Genomic DNA, 20,714 nt, shown 5'->3' with positions numbered 1-20,714 from the left:
CTCGGTGTTGCAGACGTTCGACGATTGTCGGTGTGGCGCAGCGTACCCCGTTTAAACGGGTTAAGGGTGAGCATCCCTGCTCGAACAAAAAAACCTTACTGTTTAAGTTGTCAGCGGAACAACACTGGCGACTGACACCGTTGGCGGCGACTGCTGGAAAAAATCAACCGTGCCATTAATGGTATTGAGTAAACTGGTGTTCTCCAATAACGTTTTACCCTCTTTAAGGGCGCTCAACGTTGGTGACGTCCTGATTAAACCCTGGGTACCTTTACGGCTACCACCCATCACGTTTTTGAGCGTGGCGAGTCCTTTCGCCACTATTTTAGGCGTCCCCACCCCCACACTTCTGACGCCCATTGCACTGAGGCGAATGATCGATTTCGTTGTGCCGACAACGGCCCCAGGAAGATTAAGCATCGATAGCACTGTCTTACCAATAGTTGAAAGTTTGGACGCTATTGAGGCGCCCTTGGCGACGCCGCTGACAGCACCGGACACCACGAACAGAGCGCCCACAGTCTCCACGCCTAGCCCGATAGCGCCCATGGCAACGCGACGGCGGTCGCCTGACGAAATCTCTTCAATATTGCCTTTGAACGGGATTAGGGTATTGATAATAAAGCTATCGATGGCATCCAAACGCTGCTGAATGGCCTCGTTATACGTCACGCCTAATGCTTGATTCAGCATAAACTGCTGGTTGACAAGCACGTCCTCCTCTCGCAACACCTTAAGAAGGTCAGTTGTCCGTTTCGACGAATAGGTATTCGGCAAGTCCCCTGAGAGGGCCCGATTCTTTACGGCTGGAAAGTGCCCTTTGACGTCAATATCAACCGGCAGCGTCGGGTTACTGCGCTGGCGCATGATGTACCCAAAGGCGTTGGTACCTGAATCGCTCATGTGCTTCATGGCGTCAATCAGATCCGGGCGCTCCACGTACTCTTGCGTCCTGAGGAGCAACTCATACACGTTGGCGCCCGCCGCGTCCTTGAGGAATAAAATAGGCCCTATTTTTTCCTGGGCCTGTTCTTGAGTGAGATCACCGTCTTGAGTCGAGGCGCCATAGACGGTGACCTCACCAAACGCCAACCGCCTTCTGTCTTCTACAGGCATTTCGCTAATCAGCATCTTGGTTGCAATGAAGTTTGCACTTGCAAAGTTGACCATCCCACGACTGAAGGGATGATGAAACACATCGTGGATCGGCTTCAGGCCCATGAGTTTTGTTTTTAACGTCTCAAATAGCTGTTTATCCAGAGGATCAACAAATTTCCACGCCTTGGTGTTTATATTTTCAGCCGTCAACGCGCCTGACAGATATAAGTCCTTGAGGGAAGCCGGTCCTGCGGCTTGCGCGAGTGCAGTCCCTCCGGCCCCGCCTAACCATTGACTGAGCGTGTCCGCAAACAAATCGATCACCCCGGAAGAAAGTAACGAACTCGTCTCAACTATAACCGTTGGTTTATTCAGAAACGTACTAAAGCCGGGCGCCACCCTCTCCAGCTCTTTTTCGCCCGCTTCAAAACGGGTTTTAAGGAGTGGTTTGGCGGTATCAATATTAGTCGCCATTATGCTGCTGTCTTCCAGGCGGTCACTGTAAGCAGTCAGCGCGGCCTTGAGTGCCGCAGGCGAGTAATCATCCCTGTCGGTCACCACCCCTTGTGCCAGGGCCCAATCGTAAATAGGCCCTGCATTTTCCATTGCTTGCAGTTGTTCGTGTTCAGTTGAGAGAGGCGTCAGGAGGGCGCGTGAGCCGAGCTGTTCAGCGCTCATCAGGCGCGAACTGCCTTGGGAAGCCATTTCCACCAGTGCGGTTTGAACGCGAAGGCTGACAAGTGGCAACGTCCCCACACGTACTTTATCTGCCCCCTTTACCAGAAACTCGGGAGCTGCGGTCGCCAAAAAAGCATGTGTGACCAATATCGCTTGCTCAAGGGGCAGCTTCTTCTCTTTGACCAGGTGCTGTTCAAGCTCAGTACGCACCTCGAAGAGTGTTTTTCCGGTATTGGACGCTGAATACAGGTTGTAGCCAGCAATATGATTACGTTGCGCACCCAGCGTGGGGTCTATGACGAGCAAATCACGGGTCATGATCATCTGTTTGCGATAGCTTGGCGAAGCCTCCCCGGTCGCATCGGATGGATCGTCTTTTAATGCCGTAAGAATGGGTTCACAACGCCTCAGTCCTGCGCCTTGAGTCAGCGCCTGGGTAATGAGCTCGTCGGCATTCTCGCGTATGTACTCCGAGCGCTTGCCTGCCCATGGTTTGGGCGAACAATCGAGCACCGTCAACTTCGGCGGTATGCTGGCGTCGGGCGCTGTCCGGCGTACTCTGATACGTTGCCCATCGCTCAGGGACGCTGGGGATTGCGGGTCCGTCAGAAAGTCTCGGGCATAGCTGCCCAATTCCGACCCTGGCGGCAGCGGGTTGAGTTTCCAGTTCAGCACGTTGTGCAGCTCCAAGGCACTGACCTTGGCAGGCAACTCGTCCATCCCGGCAAAGCGCAGCAGCTGCTGCGCGTCAGCTTTTGCGCCTGAATTGATGATATTACCGGTCGTTTTCGCCTGTTCGATAGCGTTATCAAGAAGGGGGACCAGATCCGCCTTGGCTCTTACGTGCGCGGTCACGTTGTTCCATTGCCCGAGGCGACCACGGCTCTTGATAAACAACTGCCCATCTACCAGCCGAACTTGAGCGTTCCAATCCGCTTCGCACGTTCGCAAGATAGGCAGCAGGTAGGGATGGTCCCTCAGGTTCTTCAACAGTTGGGGTTTTGACTTATTGGCAAAGGCGAATGAGGACCCTGGCGTAATGGCCTGAACAATCATGCCTAAATCGATTTGCTCATCGCCAGGCTTGTCCTTGATGACGCCGAGCAATTGCTTTATCAGCGCGGCTTCTTGCTCTGTGCCCATGAACTCGCGCGATGCCAGTTCCCGAACGTCTGGGGAGCGCAGGGGGTCATCCGTCACCCCCACTGCGGGGAAACCGCTGATCCTGAGTTGGCCCGCCTGCGCATTGTTGAGAGGCCAGGTTGCGCCGTAGAACGCCATGACGTTTTCCGGCCAGAGAACAGCCCGGGAGCCGCCGACCAAGCCTGACTGTTGCGGGTCAAGTACGGCAGCGCTGGCAATGGCCTGGCGCCCTAGCGGCCACCAACCAGACCCGTCTGACGGCGTAAACGTGCGATGGGTGACTTTACCGTCCACGATCGATTGTGCTGTCAGCGTGCTGCCGTGTAGACGAAGCGAGCGAGGCACGAAATGTTGCGCCTTCATCCAGGCCCGCATTGCAGGCGTTCCCCACGACTGGTTGAAACGGCCCAGCCACTTGCCGACCGATGTGTCTGCCGACAGCGGCCGCCACAATCCGCTGTCGGCGTGCACATCGGCCATAAATTTGGCCAGTTCATCGTCAGCTTTTTTTTGCACACTCACCGACGAATCCAACCCAAAGGGTGGCGTCGGCAAATTGAGGTTATGAGCGGATGAATCCGGCAGAACGGTCAACTGCGGATTGGGGAGCTCGTCCCCGTAAACGTTGGCGTGGGTGCCGAAAAACGATTCACTGTGCGAACGTTGTCCTGCATCGACGTTAATTAAACCCATGAACATTCTCCAGTTTGAAGGTGAGCGCATTCTGAAAACCGCCCTCCGCCCTCAAAATCGGAATTGTCCGAACGCTTCTAAGCATTCATGTGTACACATTTCAGTTCGCTGCCCAACCCTCTGGTGGGGCGCATCCAGGCGATTTTTTGCCTTATGTGTTGCGCGCAGTCTCTGAATATACCGGCCAGTGATGAGCCTCCCTGCTCGAAGCAATCGTCGTGATTATCTATGTTGCCAGGGAAATAGTACTGCCCGACGACACCGTCGGCGGTGATTGCTGGATAATATCGTTCGTGCCATAAGTCGTGTTGATCAAGCCGGTGTTCCCGAGTAGATCAATGGCCTCTTTGGGTACTGCCCCGTTTGGCGATAGCCTGATTAAACTCTGGGTATTTTTACCACCGCCACCCGCCAACTTTCTAAGATTAACCAGCCCTTTGCCCAATGCTTTAGGCACTACCGCGCCCACGCCAGTGACGCCGGCTGAAGTGAGTCGAAATAAAGACTTCGCGGTGCCCGTAACCGCCCCCGGAAGATTGAAAATCGATAGCGCTGCGTTACCAAGCGCTGCAAGTTTGGTCGCTACCGAGGCGCCCTTTGCTATGCCATTGAAAGCACCGTAGACCACGAACAGAGCGCCTATAATTTCCACGCCCAGCCCGAAACCACCGATGATCATGCGCCGACGGTTGCCCGACGCGAGCTCTTCAATATTGCCTTTGAACGGAATCAGGGTATTGATGACAAAGGCATCCATGGCATCCAAGCGCTGCTGAAACGCCTCGTTGTACGTCAAGCCTGCGGCCTGCGTCAGCAGGAACCTGGGGTTGACAAGCAAATGCTCGTCCGCCAGCACCTTCAAGATTTCGTTTGTCCGACTCGATGAATAAGTATTAGGCAAATCGCCGGGTAGGCCCTGATTCTGTGGCGCAGGTTCGAAGTGCCAGCTGGTTTGAATATCAACCGGCAGTGAAGGATGGTCACTTTTGCGCAGGATGGGCCAATCCTTTAAGGCGTTTTTATTATACAACTCGCTCAGGCTGCTCATCGACGCGCACAACGCTGGGCGTTCTACGTATTGATTAGTCAACGGGAACAACTCATAACACTTGGCGCCCGATGCATCTTTGACAAATAGAATAGGTCCTATTTTTTGCTGGGCCTGCTCTTGAGTAAGCTCACCCTTCTCGGGCCGCTGAGACATTGAAGCCCCATAGACGGTGACCTCACCAAATTCCAACCGCCGTCTATCTTCGACAGGCATATCGCTCATCAGCATTTTCGTCGCGGTGACGCTCGCGCTCGCAAGGCTGAACGTTGCGAGCATGAAGGGGTGATGAAACACTTCGTGCACCGGCTTCAACTGCGCGAGCTTGATTTTTAATATCTCAAATACCGCTTTATCCAGTGGATCAATAAATGTCCATTTTTTTGAGTTTAAATTTCCAGCCGTCAACTGGCCTGATAAATAGAGGTCTCTGATGGAGCAAGGCCCGGCGGCAAGCTCGAATGCCGTCCCTTGAGGCCCACCCAACGCGTTACTGGCCGTGCTGGCAACAAAATCAACTATCCGGCTGCTGACAATTGACGACGCTGGGTCAAACAAAACCGTTGGCTTATTGAGAAACTTACTAAAGCCAGGGCACACCCTCGCCAACTCCTGCTCGCCCGCTTCAACACGGGTTTTAAGGGCTGACTTGGCCCTGTCAAAATCAGTCGCCATTAAACGGCTGTCGGCCAAGCGTTGAGTGTAAGCAGTCAGCGCGGTGTTGAGTGCCGAGGGTGAGTAGTCATCCCTGTCGGTCACCACCCCTTGGGCCAAGGCCCAGTCGTAAATAGGCCCTGCACTTTCCATTGCTTGCAATTGCTTGTGCTCAGGCGATAGCGGTGTCAGCAAGGCGCGTGAGCCAAGCTGTTGTGCGCTCATCAGGCGTGAACTGCCTTGGGATGCCATTTCCACCAGCGCTGTTTGAACGCGCAGGTTTACCAGTGACAACGTCCCCACCCGTACTGTATCCGCCCCCTTTACCAAAAACTCGGGAGCAGCAGTCGCCAATAAAGCATGTGTGACGACTATTGCTTGCTCGAGGGGCAACTGCTTTTCTTTGGCGATGTACTGTTCAAGCTCAGTACGCACCTGCACCAGCGTTTTTCCTGTGTTCGAGGCTGAATACAGGTTGTAGTCGGCAATATGATTACGTTGCGTACCCAGCGTTGGATCAATCACCAGCAGATCACGGGTGATGATCATCTGTTTGCGATAGCTTGGCGAAGCATCGCCGGTTGCAGATAACGGATCGTCTTTCAACGCAGTAAGAATGGGTTCGCAACGGCCCAATCCAGCGCCTTGAGTCAATGCTTGGGTAATCAGCTCATCGGCATTCTCGCGTATGTATGCCGGGCTCTTGCCTACCCATGGTTGGGGTGAACAATCGAGCAGCGTCAACTTCGGCGGTATGCTGGTTTCGGGCGCTGTGCGGCGTACTCTGATGCGTTGCTCGGCACTCAGGGAATCAGGTGATTGCTTATCCCCAAGATAACTTCGGGCATGGCTGCCCAGTGACGGTTGCGGCGCCAGTGGGTTGAGCTTCCAGTTCAAAACATTGCGCAACTCGCTGACAGAAAGGGTGGCCGGCAATTCGTTCTCGGTTGCAAACCGAAGCAGCTGCCATACGTCAGTGCTTGATTGAGAGCTGATGATTTTTGCGCTTTTTTCCGAGTGTTGGATGGCCCTGTTGAGTATTTCCGCCAGATTTGGATGGGTCAGAACGGTTGCCGTCACGTTACGCCACGCGTCAAGTTTGCCGTAGGCGTTTATAAACAGCTGCCCATCCACTAGCCGAACTTGAGCATTCGAGTCGGTCCGGTAAGCGCGCAAGATAGACGCCATCATGGGGTCACGCATCAGGGGCTGTAGTAGTTTGAGCCCCGCCCGATTGGCGATGGCGAGTGACGACCCTGGTTTTATGCCCTGCAAAATCGTACTCAGGTCGATCTGCTCATCGTCTGGTTTGTCTTGGACTTTACCGAGCAGCGTCTTTATCAGTGCGGTTTCATTTTCTACATCCATAAACTCACGCGCTGCCAGCTTGCGTATTTCAGGTGAGCGCATGGGATCTTCTCTCACGCGCTTGACTGGAAAACCGTTGGCGTTGAGTTGTTCGGCATCGGCCTGGCTGATCGGCCAATTCAGGCCGTAGAACGCCGCGATCTCTGAGGGCTGAAGCTGGGCTCCAGGGTTACCGCTCAGGCCCTTCCCTTGCGGATCAAGCATGGCAGCACTGGCAATGACCTGCTGCCCTATCGGCCACCAACCGGTTCCGTCAGAAGGGGTAAACGTGGTGGTTGTTTCTTTGTCGCCTACGAGCGATGTAACCGTCAGGGTGGAGCCGACGATGTGAAACCTAGGCATCACGAAATTGTGCGCCTTTACCCAAGCCTGCACGGGCGGCGTGTTCCACGACTGAATAAAAAGGTCCAGCCATTTGCCGACCGACGTCTGTGGCGACAGTTTTTGCCCCCGCCAATCGTCCTGGTGCTTGTCAGCCAGCAATGTGGCCAGTTCTGCGTCAGCGTTTGTCTTAACCTCATCAGCCGGCAGGTCCGACTGAGCGATCGACGTCGCCAGGTTCAGCTCATTAGTTGGCGGATTTGATTGAGGCAAGAGCGCAAGGCTGCCTGAATCAATGCGGGATAGGCTCATTAAAAGTACTCCAGAGAAAGGAGCCTAATAGTCTGAGAACCGCTCGCCGCAACAGGATCAGCTTCTTCCGAAGCTGCTTTAGCAAAGTATATGTACGAATTACCACGCCTGAGCCTTGTGTCACACAGACGGCAACGCGTCACTCAGGATCAAACTGCGGTAGTGCCCCGGGTTGGAACCGGACCATTTGCGAAAGGCTTTGTAGAATGAGCTGACATCGGCAAACCCCAATCGCGCAGCGATTTCAACAAAACTGATGTCGGCCTCGGCCAGCCAGACAATTGCCAGCTCTTTACGGACACTGTCTTTAAGCCCCTGATAAGTCTGGCCCTCGTCCGCCAAACGACGACGCAGGGTTGAGGCAGAAATGCAGAGGCTGGCCGCCAGGCCGTCAGTTTCCGGCCACGTGTCTGGCGGCAGTTGGCGCAGGTCGTGCTTGATGCGGTTGGCGAGGCTGTCGGGGTCGCGATACTTGACCAATATGTTGGCCGGCGCATGCGCGAGGAAACGCTTGAGCTCTTCGGGGCTGCGCTTGATCGGCAGGTCCAGGCAATCAGCGGAGAAGATCATGCGGGTACGTGGCCGGTTGAAACGCAGGTTGTCGGAGAACATCACCCGGTAATCGTCATAGAAGCCCGGTTGCGAGCAACGCAGCTCAATGGCCAGGATCGGGATACGCCGGCCCGCCAGCCAACAGGCGACGCCGTGCACGATCATCCAGTAGGTGAAATAGGTAAACGCGCGTTTAGGCTCGGGTTCGAGCAATACGATTTCCGCCAGGCTTTGTTGGCGCACCAGTTGAGCGGGCATCTGCTCCAGCATCAAGGATAGAAAACCCAGGCCGGTTTCCAGGCTCGCGCCCAGAGTGGGTTGCGCCATCGCGGCGCGGCACAGGAACGCCAGGCTGCCGGACTTGAGCTTACGCGGGTCCATGCCAAAAAATTCATCATCCCTGCGCCGCGCCAACAAACGCCACAGCCGCGCGTACGCAGTGGCGGGTACGCGGGCGTCGGGCTGCTCGAGCAAGGCCGGGGCAATCCCGACTTTACTCAAGGCTTCGACCGTGGCCGCGCCGGGCGCGCAGCTTTGCAGCAAGGCCTCACGGACGAGATGGATGGAGATGGTGTCTTTTTCCGCCATGGGAGAAGGCTGTTCGGCTATGCATAAGATGGGGTGCATCATAAGGGCGGTTGCGATTCGCCACCACCGTTCAGCCGCAGTTCAGCAAAGGTCAATATTGGCTGTTTAGTAATGAGTATCATTATGTTACAAATTAGCATCCTCTCACGTCTTGATGCGGTGCCGAATGCTCGTTCCCTTTCTAATCATGTTGCGCGAAGGCATTGAAGCAGCATTGATCGTTGGCATCATCGCCAGCTACCTGCAACAGACCGGCCGCGGCCAGTGGATGCCCGCCGTGTGGATCGGCGTGTTTCTCGCCGCCGCCCTCGCCCTGCTGGTAGGCGGTGGCCTGGAACTGGTCAGCGCTGAGTTCCCGCAAAAACAACAGGAACTGTTCGAAGGTGTGGTGGGCCTGGTGGCCGTGGGCATCCTCAGTTCCATGGTGTTCTGGATGCGCAAAGTAGCACGCTCGATCAAGCATTCCCTGCATGAGTCCCTCGACCACGCGTTGGCCGGCTCCAAGCACCAGGTGATCGCACTGATCGCCATGGTGTTTTTCGCCGTCGCCCGCGAAGGCCTGGAAACGGTGTTCTTTCTGCTCGCCGTGTTCCAGCAGAGCGAAGGCCCAGGCGCGCCGATAGGCGCCCTGCTCGGCCTGATCCTGGCGATCATCGTTGGTTTCCTGATCTACACCGGCAGCATGCGCCTGAACCTCGGCGCGTTCTTTCGCTGGACCGGCTTGTTCATCCTGGTGGTGGCGGCCGGCATTCTGGCCAACTCGGTGCAGGCCCTGCACGAGGCTGGTGTGTGGAACCACCTGCAAACCGTGCTGTTCGATTTCAGCGCGACGCTGCCGATGGATGGCCCGTTGGGCTCGGTGCTGGCAGGGATGTTCGGCTATCAGGATGCACCGACCGTCAGCACCCTGGGCGCCTATCTGATCTACCTGGTGGTGGCCCTGGTGATGTTCTTTTTGCCCTCGGCCCCACCCAAGCCCCTCGTCAAAACCTCTTCCGTTTCCAGTCAGTAAGGACCGCCTCTTGTCCAACCCAACCCCTCAAACGGCTCCGCCCTCCCGCGCCCTGCGCTGGGCGGTGGCCGGCTCGGTGGTCGTCATGATCGCCGCCGGTGCGTTGTTCTATTACGCCTCGCAATTGGCCGCGGCCAAGCGCCAGACCAACCACAATGAAATCGCCGTGACCATCCATGGCCACGCCTGCGAACCCAACGAGTTGAGCGTGCCTGCCGGCCGCGCCAGTTTCCGCATCATCAACCGCTCCGACCGGGCGGTGGAATGGGAAATCCTCGACGGTGTGCTGGTGGTTGAGGAACGCGAAAACATCGCCCCGGGCTTGAGCCAGGTGATCAACGCCAACCTGTTGCCCGGTGACTACGCGATCACGTGCGGCCTGCTGAGCAACCCGCGCGGCACGTTGCACGTCACCGCGACGGCTGAGTCCGACGCCCAGGCCAAGGCCAAGCCGTCGATGGTGGCCTTTATCGGCCCGCTGTCGGAGTTCCGCGTGTACCTGAGTGGCCAAGGCAGTGCACTGGTCAAGGCCGTGACCGCCCTGCAGCAGGCTATTGCGGCCGGCGACCTGGCCCAGGCGCAGGCTCTGTATGTGCCGGCCCGTGAGGCCTACCAGCGCCTGGCACCGGCATCGCAACGCCTGGCCGAACTGGACAACGCGATCAACGCACGCGCCGACTACTTTGAAAAACGCGAGCAAGACCCGGCGTTCAGTGGCTTCCACCGCCTGGAATACAGCCTGTTCCAGCAACGCAGCCTCGATGGCTTGGCGCCGATTGCCCAGCGCTTGGTCACCGACGTCACCACGCTCAAGCAACAACTGCTGGCCCAATCGCTGCCACCGGAGCAACTGGTGAGCATTGTGGTGCGCAACCTCAACAGCCTGGCGGACGTGCGCGCCGCCAGCGGTGAAGAGGAACGCTACAGCCATATCGACGTGAACGGTTTTGCCGCCAACCTGGAAGCCGCCCACAAGGTGGTGGAGTTGATGCGCCCGTTGTTGACCAAGTCTGCAGCTGACGTGCTGCCCAAGATCGACAGCGCCCTCGCCGACTTCGATGCACAGCTTAATGGTTTGAAAGTCGACGGCCAGTTTAGCCGCTACGACAGCGTCACCGCCGATCAGCGCAAGCAGATCGCCGACAAGGCCAAGGCTCTGGCCGTTGCACTCGATGGAATCGACCCCGCCCTTGGCCTTTCCGGCCTGCAGTGAAGACGACCTACTACATGAGTGATTCAGAACAGTTTTGCGCGCAACGCCGCCGAGTCCTGCTGGGCATGGCGGCCACCGGCGCCGCGATTGCCGGCAGCACCCTGAGCTGCCCGGCCATGGCCGCTGCGGCCGAGCAAGTCACCACCGCACCGCGCAGTGACAAGACCCAGGACCACCACGACTTTTTCGGCAAGCACCAGAGCGGCATCGTCACCCCACGCCCGGCCTGCGGCATGCTGGTGGCGTTCGACGTACTGGCCAGCGACCGTGAAGACTTGGAGCGTTTGTTCCGCACCCTGAACGAGCGCATCGCGTTCCTGATGACAGGCGGCACCGTGCCACAAGTCGACCCGAAACTGCCGCCCACCGATTCCGGCATTCTCGGCCCGGTGGTCAGCCCCGACAACCTGACCATTACCGTGTCCGTTGGCGAGTCACTGTTCGACGAGCGCTTCGGCCTTACCGCGGCAAAACCCAAGCGCCTGAGCCGCATGGTCGGTTTCCCTAACGACGCGCTCGAACCTGCGCAGTGTCACGGCGACCTGAGCCTGCAATTCAGCTCGAACACGCCGGACACCAATATCCACGCCTTGCGCGACATCGTGAAGAACCTGCCGGACCTGCTGTTGGTGCGCTGGAAGCAGGAAGGCAGCGTGCCGCCCCAGGCGCCTGCCAAGCCTGGCACGCCGGCCCAGAGCGCACGTAATTTCCTCGGCTTTCGTGATGGTTCGGCCAACCCGGACTCCAACGACGCCAAGGCCATGGACCAGATTGTCTGGGTGCAACCCAGCAGCGACGAACCCGCCTGGGCCGCCAATGGCAGCTACCAGGCCGTGCGCATCATCCGCAACTTCGTTGAGCGCTGGGACCGTACCCCGCTGCAAGAACAGGAAGGCATCATCGGCCGTATCAAGCCAACGGGCGCGCCGATGGATGGCCACACAGAAGCCCAGGTGCCTGATTACAGCAAGGACCCCGAAGGCAAATTGACCAAGCTCGATGCCCACATCCGCCTGGCCAACCCGCGCACCCCGCAGACTCAGGCCAACCTGATCCTGCGTCGGCCGTTCAACTACTCCAACGGCGTCAACAAAAACGGTCAGCTGGACATGGGGCTGTTGTTTATCTGCTACCAGGCTGACCTGGAGAAAGGCTTTATCAGTGTGCAAACCCGGCTCAACGGCGAGCCCCTGGAGGAATACCTCAAGCCGGTCGGCGGTGGGTACTTCTTCACCTTGCCGGGGGTCACCGGCCCCAAGGATTTCATTGGGCGCACGCTGCTCGCCGCAACGCACCCTCAAACCACTGCCAACACCTAAAACAAACCCGAGCGGAAAACGTCCCATGAAGAAGTCGACTATCGCGTTGTCGTTGTTAATGACCCTTTCGCCGCTGGCAGCGCTCGCCGCTACCGCCCCGCTGGACCTGGTAGGCCCGGTATCGGATTACAAGATCTACGTCACCGAAGAAATCGGTGAGCTGGTCACCCAGACCAAAGCGTTCACCGACGCCATCGACAAAGGCGACCTGGCCACCGCCAAGAAGCTCTACGCGCCAACCCGCGTGCATTATGAGTCCATCGAGCCGATCGCCGAGCTGTTCAGCGACCTTGATGCCTCGATCGACTCGCGTGTCGACGATCACGAAAAAGGCGTGACCGCCGAAGACTTCACCGGTTTCCACCGCATCGAATACGCGCTGTTCTCCCAGAACAGCACCAAAGGTCTGGAAACCCTGACCGCCAAACTCAACACCGACGTCAATGACCTGAAAACCCGTGTGGATGGCCTGACCTTCCCGCCAGAAAAAGTGGTCGGCGGTGCCGCAGCGTTGCTGGAAGAAGTCGCCGCCACCAAGATCTCTGGTGAAGAAGACCGCTACAGCCACACCGACCTGTATGACTTCCAGGGCAACATCGATGGCGCGAAGAAAATCGTCGACCTGTTCCGTGGCCAGATCGAGAAGCAAGACAAGGCCTTCCTGGCCAAGGTCGACAAGAATTTTGCCGCCGTGGATAAGATCCTGGCCAAGTACAAAACCAAGGAGGGTGGCTTTGAGACCTACGACAAGGTGAAGGAAAACGACCGCAAGGCGCTGGTGGGCCCGGTCAATACCTTGGCTGAAGACCTGTCGACACTGCGCGGTAAGTTGGGTTTGAACTGATCCAACCGCTCCCGTGCCGCCATTAAGGCGGCCGGGAACTTGGGGCGTTGCCTTAGGCTTTTATCATGCTCAGCGGATTAGAGACATCCAGCGGCGTGCCCATCGGTAAACCTGTTCTCGGGTTAATGACGTACAAAAATCCATCGACCTGCGTCGTCGTACCATCGCCCTTCTTTTTTTCTCCTTCGGAAGAGACAGACTGCAGGCCAGTTTTTGAGGCCTTCCCCGCCTTTTTAACGCCGCTACTCACCGCAAGGTAGGTGCGCAACTTTTCCTCCACGGCACCCAGCGCGGCCAACGCATCCAACTGCGGGCTCTTGGCCAACAATTTAGGCAACGCCAAGATGCCTTTTGTACCGGCTACCAACAGATCCGCCGAACCATCCAGCGGGTTTAAAAAAGCACTGACGGTGACCACACCCTTTTCCAGTACTTGAAAAGCCTTGGCTCCGAAGGGAGCAATGACTTTTGTGGACTTTATTAAAGGTTTCAAGCTGGACGCTGCGCCACCTATTAAGGCGCCTGCTGTATCGACAATCAGCCCTTTCGTACCTTCGACAAATTTGCCATTAGAGAAATCCATCATCGCGCCTACAAAGGGGATCATGCTCAACAGAATGCTCTTGTTGTTGCTCAACAGCGTGCGCTGTTCCTCCAGCGGTAACTCACCCTTGGCAGCCTTCAAGACGGTGTCGCGGTGATGAACAAAATTGCCCTGCATTATCCGTTCGACAATCGACTGGGTTCGAGCTGATGCAAAACTGTCGGGCACAACGGTTGGCGCGCCGGCGTGTTCAGGTGGGGCCTGCAACGTGCCACCCAGTTGTTCGATGATAATGCCGGGCGACGTCGCACCAGGCCGAGGAGACGCGCTGGAACTGTAGGCTTTGAAATCAAACGATTCCACAGCCCCGTTTTGCAATTGAGTGATGGTGGGCGCCCACGGCCCATAAGTCTTGGGAACATTTTCCAGGCTACCGTCCAGGGTCAAATGTTCTGGAAGATCGCCGCGTTTGACGATCAGCATCTTATCCGGGAACACTTCAAAATAGCGGGTCGTTCCCTCGTACTTGCTGCTTATCAATGTCCCTTTTCGCCCTCGCCGTTCCTCGCGTTGCTCAGCTGTCTGATCCAACGTAGGCACAAGATCGACTTGCTCGCGCAAGGTAAACAGCTTGACTTCACCAAACTCCAGGGCCTGGCGGTCAGGCAAACTCAGGTCCGCAATCATACGCTTCGTGACAGTGCTCAAACCTTCCTTCAGGTTGTTCAAGTAGGTGTCAACTTCGCCGGGCAATAGGTCCTCTATATTGGGTAAGTTGGCAATCTTGGCGTTCAAGACCACAACATTTTTATCAACAGCCGCTTGGTCGTCCTTGCTCAGGCCTCGGTTAAAGTCAAACGGGCTTGTTTGCTTGGGCGGTTGAGGCACCTCCTCGCCTGGAGCCAGCAGCATCCAGCAACCCTTTTTAAGATCGCCGGTCATGTACGTTTCCACCAAAGAGCGAGTCGTCGGTTCAGACCCCTTCATGTTGCGACGCTCTTTCTGGCTTGCAACGCCTACCCTCAGAGCTAACAACTGTTCAACGCTGAGGTTCGCAAACTCCTTTTGCAAATGCGTCATCGCCAAGTCTTTTCGATTCGGCACCGGTACAACAAACATCTTCAGAGCGTGTACAAGTTGCTTGCGTTGGTCATCGAAGGCTTTAGCAGCCAGCTCATGCTGCTGCGGTGTGTATCGACCGTCCGCCGCCTTGGTGTAAAGCCCCTGCATCAGGCCCCACTCCATCAATATGTCGACCCCATAGTTATCCAACACAGCCGCTTCCTGCTCCGTTCGAGGCGACAGGCGGCTGAAGCTCATGATTTCCTTATAACTCATGGCCCGCGAACTCCCTGCACCACCCAGGCGCTCTGCCATTGCAACGCCCAGGCGCAGGTCGGACCATTCCATGGAGCCCACGCGCAGGGTGGCTGGGATGTCCCTTACGAGAAGCTCAGGCGCCGCGCTTGCCAGGAATAGATGGGCAACCAGCGCCGCAGCCTTGGGGTCGAGCCGCTTGTTTTTCATGAGGTGGGCTTCGATATCCGCCCGCAGCTGGGCCATGCTTTTTCCGCTGTTGCCTGCCTGATAGATATCAAACCCGGCGACTGTTCCTGGGCGCCCAGGGCTGTCAGGATCTATCTGCAGCTTTACCGCGGCAATGACCCATTGCGCGCTTTCCTGGGCTGTCAGTTGGGTTGTTCCCGAGGCCCCGCGAAAATTCCGCTTGCCGGCGATCTCGTCGCCCCACTGCCTCGCCACGCGACTGCCGAGTAGCTTATCCAAGAAGCGATCCGCCTGATTACGCAAAACATCGAGTGGTTTTTTCTCAAGAATCCCGCCCACATCCAGCACACGCAGGAGGCTGGACGTGTTCGGACTACGCGGCGAATCTTCATCGCTCAAATGGGCCAAATACGTTTTGTCAGCGGCAGACAAGTACCCTGGCGCCCAATCGCTCGATAGTAGCTGGGAGTAGTTTCCCTGGGGCGGAGGCGGCGCTAATGTCGCGGTGAGCCATTGCACGATATTACGCAATGCCCCCACGGTCTTTGGCGGCGCCATCCCGTGGGCTCGCAGGAGGTCTTCGATTTGCACCTCAGTGGCGCCGATCCGAGCCTGCGCCGAGGCGCTGTTGATTGGCACCTTGATACCTCGCAGTGCAACCGCTTCGCCATCGGGCTTGTCTGCGATAAGCGTTGTAAGGATGGTTGTCATCTGGGCGCGCTGATCCAGCGAGTCAATAGCCTTCAGACTCGTTTCCACGCGACGCTCACGCTCAGCTTTTTTAGCCGGTGGCAACGCGAACCAATCGGCCTTCAATAGATCATGCTTGGCCCGCGTCAATTTGCCATCGCTGGCCGGAGGCTGCACGCCATACCACCGCAGAATCACATCACGGGAAAAGCCGTCGTTATCATCGCTGGCATACGGTATGCCCCTCCCCCGAGGGTCAAGGCCCTGCGCAGCAATACGCAACGTTGTACTGGCTTGCCACCAGCCCGATCCATCACTGGTGGTGAAGGTTTTCATACTCGTTACACCGTTACGAGTGACCATGCCACTGACCGAGTCAGGCTTGATAACCACCGACGACAACGCCATGCCCTTGCTCAGGAACCAAGCTTTGAGTTCCAGCGTATTAAACGCCGCGCGGTAGGCATCGTAGAGGGGAAAAATAGTGGTGCCGGGCAGGAGCTGGACGTTCTTGTCTGCCACACTCATCAAGGCTGAGCCACCCAGCGATAACTGGAGTAATCGATCGGCGTTTGAAGAGGCCTTAGAGGACTCGAAAAAGACAGGCTCTGCAGCGTTCGACGAGGGCGGCACAGTATCGGAAAGCGAGGCGATGGCCGACTTCACTTGCGCAACCGTACTGGGTGCCCCAAGCCCGGAATACGCCAGGACCTGACGCACATCGTACATGGGACGCGAATATAGGGCGTTACCGGTGGATTTGCTCAACGCCACGAGCCGCTGAAAATCGTTACTAAGGGTCGTGATAGCCGTTTGATCAGCGGCACTACCGCCTACCTGAACCTTACTGATCTCATCCTCAAGAGCGCGTTGCAGAGGTCGCCATTTGTTAGCGCTGTCGCGTATTTCAAGGTTGCCATCGGATACCCTGTAAACGCTGTCTTCACGGCCAAGCCCGGACTTATCAATGAACGTCTTGAACGCTGGCCTCGCCAGCCAATTGACAAAGAACTCACGTATATCCTGACTGAGCGACGTCAGCGTCGACCCTGTACTAACGACTGCGAGCTGACCACCCAGGTCGAGCGTTTCACCCTCTCCCTTGCCTTGAACCAGCGTCTGCAGTTGTGACGTCGTGTGAATGCGGTCATTGATATCACTGTTGGCCCGCACAAGTTCGTTGAACTTCCCGCGCCATAGGTTACGTTTGGCTTCGCTTATCGGCGGCCAGCCCTGCTTTCTAAGCTGTTTGCCAAGCGCGGCGCGCTCTTCTGGGTTGCTCGGTGGTGCCACAGCGTAAAAATCAAGAATCGCGTCGATGGAGCGAAACTCCCCCGTGTTCATATCCGGCAGCAGAACCCCATAATTATCAGGGCTTAGCCTGCTCACAGCTTCGGCTACTTTTGCGCCGACGGCCCCCCAACCGAATCCGTCGGTAAAGGTGAACCTTCGCGTGATTTTCTCACCGTTTTCAATCACCGTGCCTTCAACCGCATCGCTGAAAACACGCACTGTCGATAAATCCAAACCTTTGGAACTGAACCAGGCCATCACCTGTGGCGCGCGCACTGCGTCGTTGAAGGCATCAATGAAGGGTTTGATCGAGGAGTTGTTAGGAATTGTGCGCTGAGTGGGGACGCTGGTAATTAGCCATCGAACGAGGTTTTTTTGCAGTCGCTCATCAGCTTTTTTCGCGGCTTCTGACGCTGGAAAACCCGGACTTTTTAGCTCTGCTTCAGCCGGACTGTGAAAGCTGGCTGAAGCAATTGCGCGCCTTTCGCGTGTAAAGGGCTGGCCAAGCCTGACTTGCGCCAACTGCCCTGCCCACTGCCGTGGTGAGCCTGTAACCGTTGAATTTTCAGCTTCGCCGACCCGACCCGAAGGGCTTGGATCAATGACGGGTTTAAGGGTTACCGTGTCGCCATCGCGACCAGTCGAAAAGTAATCAGCCGTGGTCAAGCGATTTGTAATATTTGTCGACATTTCAAGTTCTCTTCACGATTGATCGCAAGAGTTCTTGTCCCTAAGAACCGTCCACCGGCAGATTACAAAGGCGCCCCAATCAAGGACGTAGGAGGATTCTGAACAGGGTCGGCGAAACCAGGGAGTTACAAGATGCGGTAAAGCAACCGCTCGATCCGCACCCGGCTGACCCGTCGCAGAAACTTGCCGACCGCTTGCGGATAATCCACCAGCGTCTGCAGTTGCTGGTAACGCTCGATGCGCGTGGTGTGCTGGAAAATCTGCGCCAGCTCAGTACGCCGTGGCCCCAGCCACTGGCCTTGCGGGTCATCGATCAGCAAGGCGTTTTCCAGGTCGAGGCGGAACGCCCGCGGGTTGAGGTTGTTGCCAGTGAGCAAGGTGTAGCGCTGGTCGACCCACAGACCCTTGAGGTGATAAGTGTTGTCGCCATCACGCCACAGGTGCAGGTTCAACTGGCCGCTTTCGATCATCGGCTGGTGGCGTTTGGCGAAGCGGCGCAGGCTGATTTCATACAAATAGGGCAGCGCCGCGATCACCTTGAACGGCTCGCTGGGCGGGATGTAGAAGTCGTTGGCGGTCTTGTCGCCGACGACGATGTCAACCTTCACGCCGCGCGCGAGGGCGCGGTTGATTTCCCGGGTCACCGGCAGCGGCAAGTTGAAGTACGGCGTGCAGATGGTCAACTGGTGCTGGGCACTGGCGATCAGTTCGAGGATCACCCGGTTCAGCGGGTTGTTCTTGCCGACACCCAGCAATGGGCTCACCGACATGTGCCCGTTGGGCAGCAGCCCGGTAGTGGTGTCGTAGGCCGCATGCTTGAGGCGGCTGCGCAGGTCGCCGATATCATTGCGCAGGCTGCGGGTGGTGGGCGGGTTCGGCAGGTCCAGGCGATGCACCGCATTGGAGGTGATCAGGCCGTGCTCCACCAGGTGCTGCATGGAATCAGCCAGCGGTTGGCTATGGATCAGGTGATAACGGTCATAGCGGTACTTGTCGAACTTGTGCAGATACACGTTGTTCAGGCTGGCGCCGCTGTACAGCACGCTGTCGTCAATCACAAAGCCCTTGAGGTGCAACACGCCGAACAGCTCGCGGGTCTGCACCGGCACACCGTACACCGGCACTTCACTGGCATGGGATTGAGTCATGGCCTGATACCAGGCGCTGTTACCCGGCTGCTTACCGGCGCCGATCAACCCGCGCTGTGCGCGCAGCGAGTCAACCACCACCACAATGTCGAGTTCGGGCCGTGCGGCCTTGGCGGCGTGCAAGGCGTCATAGATCTCCTGGCCGGCTTCGTCCTGCTGCAGGTGCAGCGCGACAATGTAGATGCGCCGGGTGGCCTGGGGGATTTTTTCCAGCAGGCAACGACGAAACGCAGCAGCGCCGGACAGCACCTCGATGGCCTCGGGAGTCAGTGGAAAACCGCGCAGTTTGGGCAACAGGGAGCGTTTGAAGAACGACGGCATAGGGCTCGCAATGGGTCGAATCCGAAGAGGACCAGAGCTTACACCATGGGGCAGCTCAGGTCTTGTCGGCGAAGAGCGGAAAAGTTAATTGACCAAGGAGAACGATCATTCTACTGTAGGCAGCATGAATGACATGCCCCTCAATGAAACCCGCGACATTATCCTCGACGTCACCGAGAAGTTGATCTATCGCCATGGCATCGCCGCCACCGGCATGGACCTGCTGGTAAAAACCGCCGGGGTCTCGCGCAAAAGTATTTACCGTTACTTCGCCAACAAAGACGAGTTGGTGATTGCCGCCTTGCAACGCCGTGACGAGCGTTGGATGCAGTGGTTGCGCGGCGAAGTGGAGCGCAGCGAAGGCAGTGGCGAGCGTTTGCTGGCACTGTTCAGCGCCCTGAAGGCTTGGTTTGGCTCGGCGGACTTTCGCGGTTGCGCCTTTATCAACACCAGTGGTGAAACCGGCGACCCGCAAAACCCGGTACGCCTGCTGGCCAAGGCGCATAAACAGAAACTGTTCGAGTACACACTCCAACTGTGCAAAGCACATGGCACCCCCGACCCCGAACGGCAGGCCGCGCAGCTGCTGATCCTGATCGATGGCGCCATTACCGTTGCCCTGGTCATGGGCGATTCAACCGCCGCTGATAATGCGCAAGGCATGGCGCGCACGTTATTGGCACTTTGAACGCACAGGCCACACAACGTTGGCCAAAACCTTATTGTTCTCTGGAGCAGTTCCCATGTCATCTAACGCAGAAGTACGCCCGCCGCTGCCGCCGTTTACCCGTGAGTCGGCTATTGAGAAAGTTCGCCTGGCCGAAGACGGCTGGAACTCCCGCGACCCGCAACGGGTGTCCCTGGCCTACACCCTCGACACCCAGTGGCGTAACCGTGCGGAATTCGCGCATAACCGTGAAGAAGCCAAAGGGTTCCTCACCCGCAAATGGGCCAAGGAACTGGACTATCGCTTGATCAAGGAGTTGTGGGCCTTTACCGGTAACCGTATCGCCGTGCGTTATGCGTACGAGTGGCACGATGATTCCGGCAACTGGTTCCGCTCCTATGGCAATGAGAACTGGGAATTCGACGAGAACGGCCTGATGGCCAACCGTTTTGCCTGCATCAATGACCTGCCGATCAAGGAAAGCGAGCGCACGTTTCATTGGCCGCTGGGTCGGCGCCCGGATGATCATCCTGGGTTGTCTGAGCTGGGGCTTTAAGCGCTGCCCGGTCACCCTGTGGGAGCTGGCTTGCCTGCGATAGTCATAGGTATCTACGCAACTTTTTGTGTTGCTTTTAGCCTGCGATGGTTTAGGTAGATTGAGTACATATCCGTTGCTGCGGTAACGGCGACTATTGGTTCCGCCCTTACGGCGGGTCACTTTTGGAAAAAGAGCCCCAAAAGTAACCAAAGGGCTCTTGCCCCACCACTCGGTGCCTCGCCTAGGCTCGGCATGCCAGAACGAAGGCTTGAATCCGTGGGCCGCCGCCATGGGCCATCCTTGGCCCATCGCGGCTAACCCGGCGTCCTGCCGGGTTACCCACGGATTCAAGCCTGCGTTCGGCCATCGTGGTTAACGGGGCGCCTCAGATCAAGATCAAAAGCAAGAGCACGGCGGCCTAGTAGCCGACCTGAGTGGTTGAAGCAAAAGCAAGGCAGAAGCAGAGCAGAAGCA

General features: G+C 57.2%; 11 protein-coding genes. 6 read left to right on the top strand and 5 right to left on the bottom strand.

Annotated features, from left to right (window positions below; translation table 11 throughout):
- Nucleotides 1–102 precede the first annotated feature (102 nt).
- From KZH41_RS14490 to KZH41_RS14480, 3 genes are all read right to left on the bottom strand, one after another.
- Nucleotides 103–3,612, bottom strand: a complete 3,510-nt coding sequence (locus tag KZH41_RS14490) for a hypothetical protein (protein WP_263275048.1) — start codon at nucleotides 3,610–3,612, stop codon at nucleotides 103–105.
- Nucleotides 3,613–3,838: 226 nt separating this feature from the next.
- On the bottom strand, nucleotides 3,839–7,315 hold the full coding sequence (locus KZH41_RS14485) for a hypothetical protein (RefSeq protein WP_263275047.1): 3,477 nt from the start codon (nucleotides 7,313–7,315) through the stop codon (nucleotides 3,839–3,841).
- A gap of 120 nt (nucleotides 7,316–7,435) precedes the next feature.
- A complete protein-coding gene (locus KZH41_RS14480) occupies nucleotides 7,436–8,455 on the bottom strand; it encodes an AraC family transcriptional regulator (RefSeq protein ID WP_094951133.1) in 1,020 nt (339 codons plus the stop codon).
- 166 nt (nucleotides 8,456–8,621) lie between these two features.
- Between KZH41_RS14480 and efeU the strand changes: the two genes are divergently transcribed.
- Genes efeU through efeO (KZH41_RS14460) form a run of 4 tightly spaced genes read left to right on the top strand, consistent with a single transcriptional unit; the run spans nucleotide 8,622 to nucleotide 12,843 of the window.
- Nucleotides 8,622–9,467 carry an iron uptake transporter permease EfeU gene (efeU, locus tag KZH41_RS14475; protein ID WP_094951132.1) on the top strand — a complete coding sequence of 282 codons (846 nt, stop codon included), beginning with the start codon at nucleotides 8,622–8,624 and terminating at the stop codon, nucleotides 9,465–9,467.
- 10 nt (nucleotides 9,468–9,477) lie between these two features.
- A complete protein-coding gene (efeO, locus tag KZH41_RS14470) occupies nucleotides 9,478–10,680 on the top strand; it encodes an iron uptake system protein EfeO (RefSeq protein ID WP_094951131.1) in 1,203 nt (400 codons plus the stop codon).
- A 14-nt stretch (nucleotides 10,681–10,694) separates the two neighbouring features.
- Nucleotides 10,695–11,999 (top strand): iron uptake transporter deferrochelatase/peroxidase subunit, encoded by a 1,305-nt coding sequence (gene efeB / locus KZH41_RS14465; RefSeq protein ID WP_094951152.1) that lies wholly within the window; start codon nucleotides 10,695–10,697, stop codon nucleotides 11,997–11,999.
- A gap of 25 nt (nucleotides 12,000–12,024) precedes the next feature.
- Nucleotides 12,025–12,843, top strand: a complete 819-nt coding sequence (gene efeO / locus KZH41_RS14460; protein WP_094951130.1) for an iron uptake system protein EfeO — start codon at nucleotides 12,025–12,027, stop codon at nucleotides 12,841–12,843.
- 52 nt (nucleotides 12,844–12,895) lie between these two features.
- Here the strand turns inward: efeO (KZH41_RS14460) and KZH41_RS14455 are convergent, their stop codons facing one another.
- Both KZH41_RS14455 and pssA read right to left on the bottom strand, forming a co-directional pair.
- Nucleotides 12,896–17,566 (bottom strand): hypothetical protein, encoded by a 4,671-nt coding sequence (locus tag KZH41_RS14455; RefSeq protein ID WP_263275046.1) that lies wholly within the window; start codon nucleotides 17,564–17,566, stop codon nucleotides 12,896–12,898.
- 125 nt (nucleotides 17,567–17,691) lie between these two features.
- Nucleotides 17,692–19,035 (bottom strand): CDP-diacylglycerol--serine O-phosphatidyltransferase, encoded by a 1,344-nt coding sequence (gene pssA, locus KZH41_RS14450; protein ID WP_263275045.1) that lies wholly within the window; start codon nucleotides 19,033–19,035, stop codon nucleotides 17,692–17,694.
- Nucleotides 19,036–19,159: 124 nt separating this feature from the next.
- Here pssA and KZH41_RS14445 point away from each other — a divergent pair, with 124 nt between their 5' ends.
- Together KZH41_RS14445 and KZH41_RS14440 are read left to right on the top strand one after the other, a co-directional pair.
- Complete coding sequence (locus KZH41_RS14445; RefSeq protein ID WP_094951127.1) at nucleotides 19,160–19,723, top strand: TetR/AcrR family transcriptional regulator; 564 nt, start codon at nucleotides 19,160–19,162, stop codon at nucleotides 19,721–19,723.
- Between the two features lie 55 nt (nucleotides 19,724–19,778).
- Nucleotides 19,779–20,258, top strand: coding sequence for a DUF1348 family protein (locus KZH41_RS14440; protein WP_094951126.1), 480 nt, complete (start codon nucleotides 19,779–19,781; stop codon nucleotides 20,256–20,258).
- Nucleotides 20,259–20,714 lie beyond the last annotated feature (456 nt).

The sequence above is a fragment of the Pseudomonas sp. YeP6b genome (assembly GCF_025642995.1).
Classification (GTDB): Bacteria; Pseudomonadota; Gammaproteobacteria; order Pseudomonadales; family Pseudomonadaceae; genus Aquipseudomonas.
The sequence above is the reverse complement of the archived record's forward strand: the minus strand, read 5'-3'. Positions and strand labels throughout refer to the sequence as shown.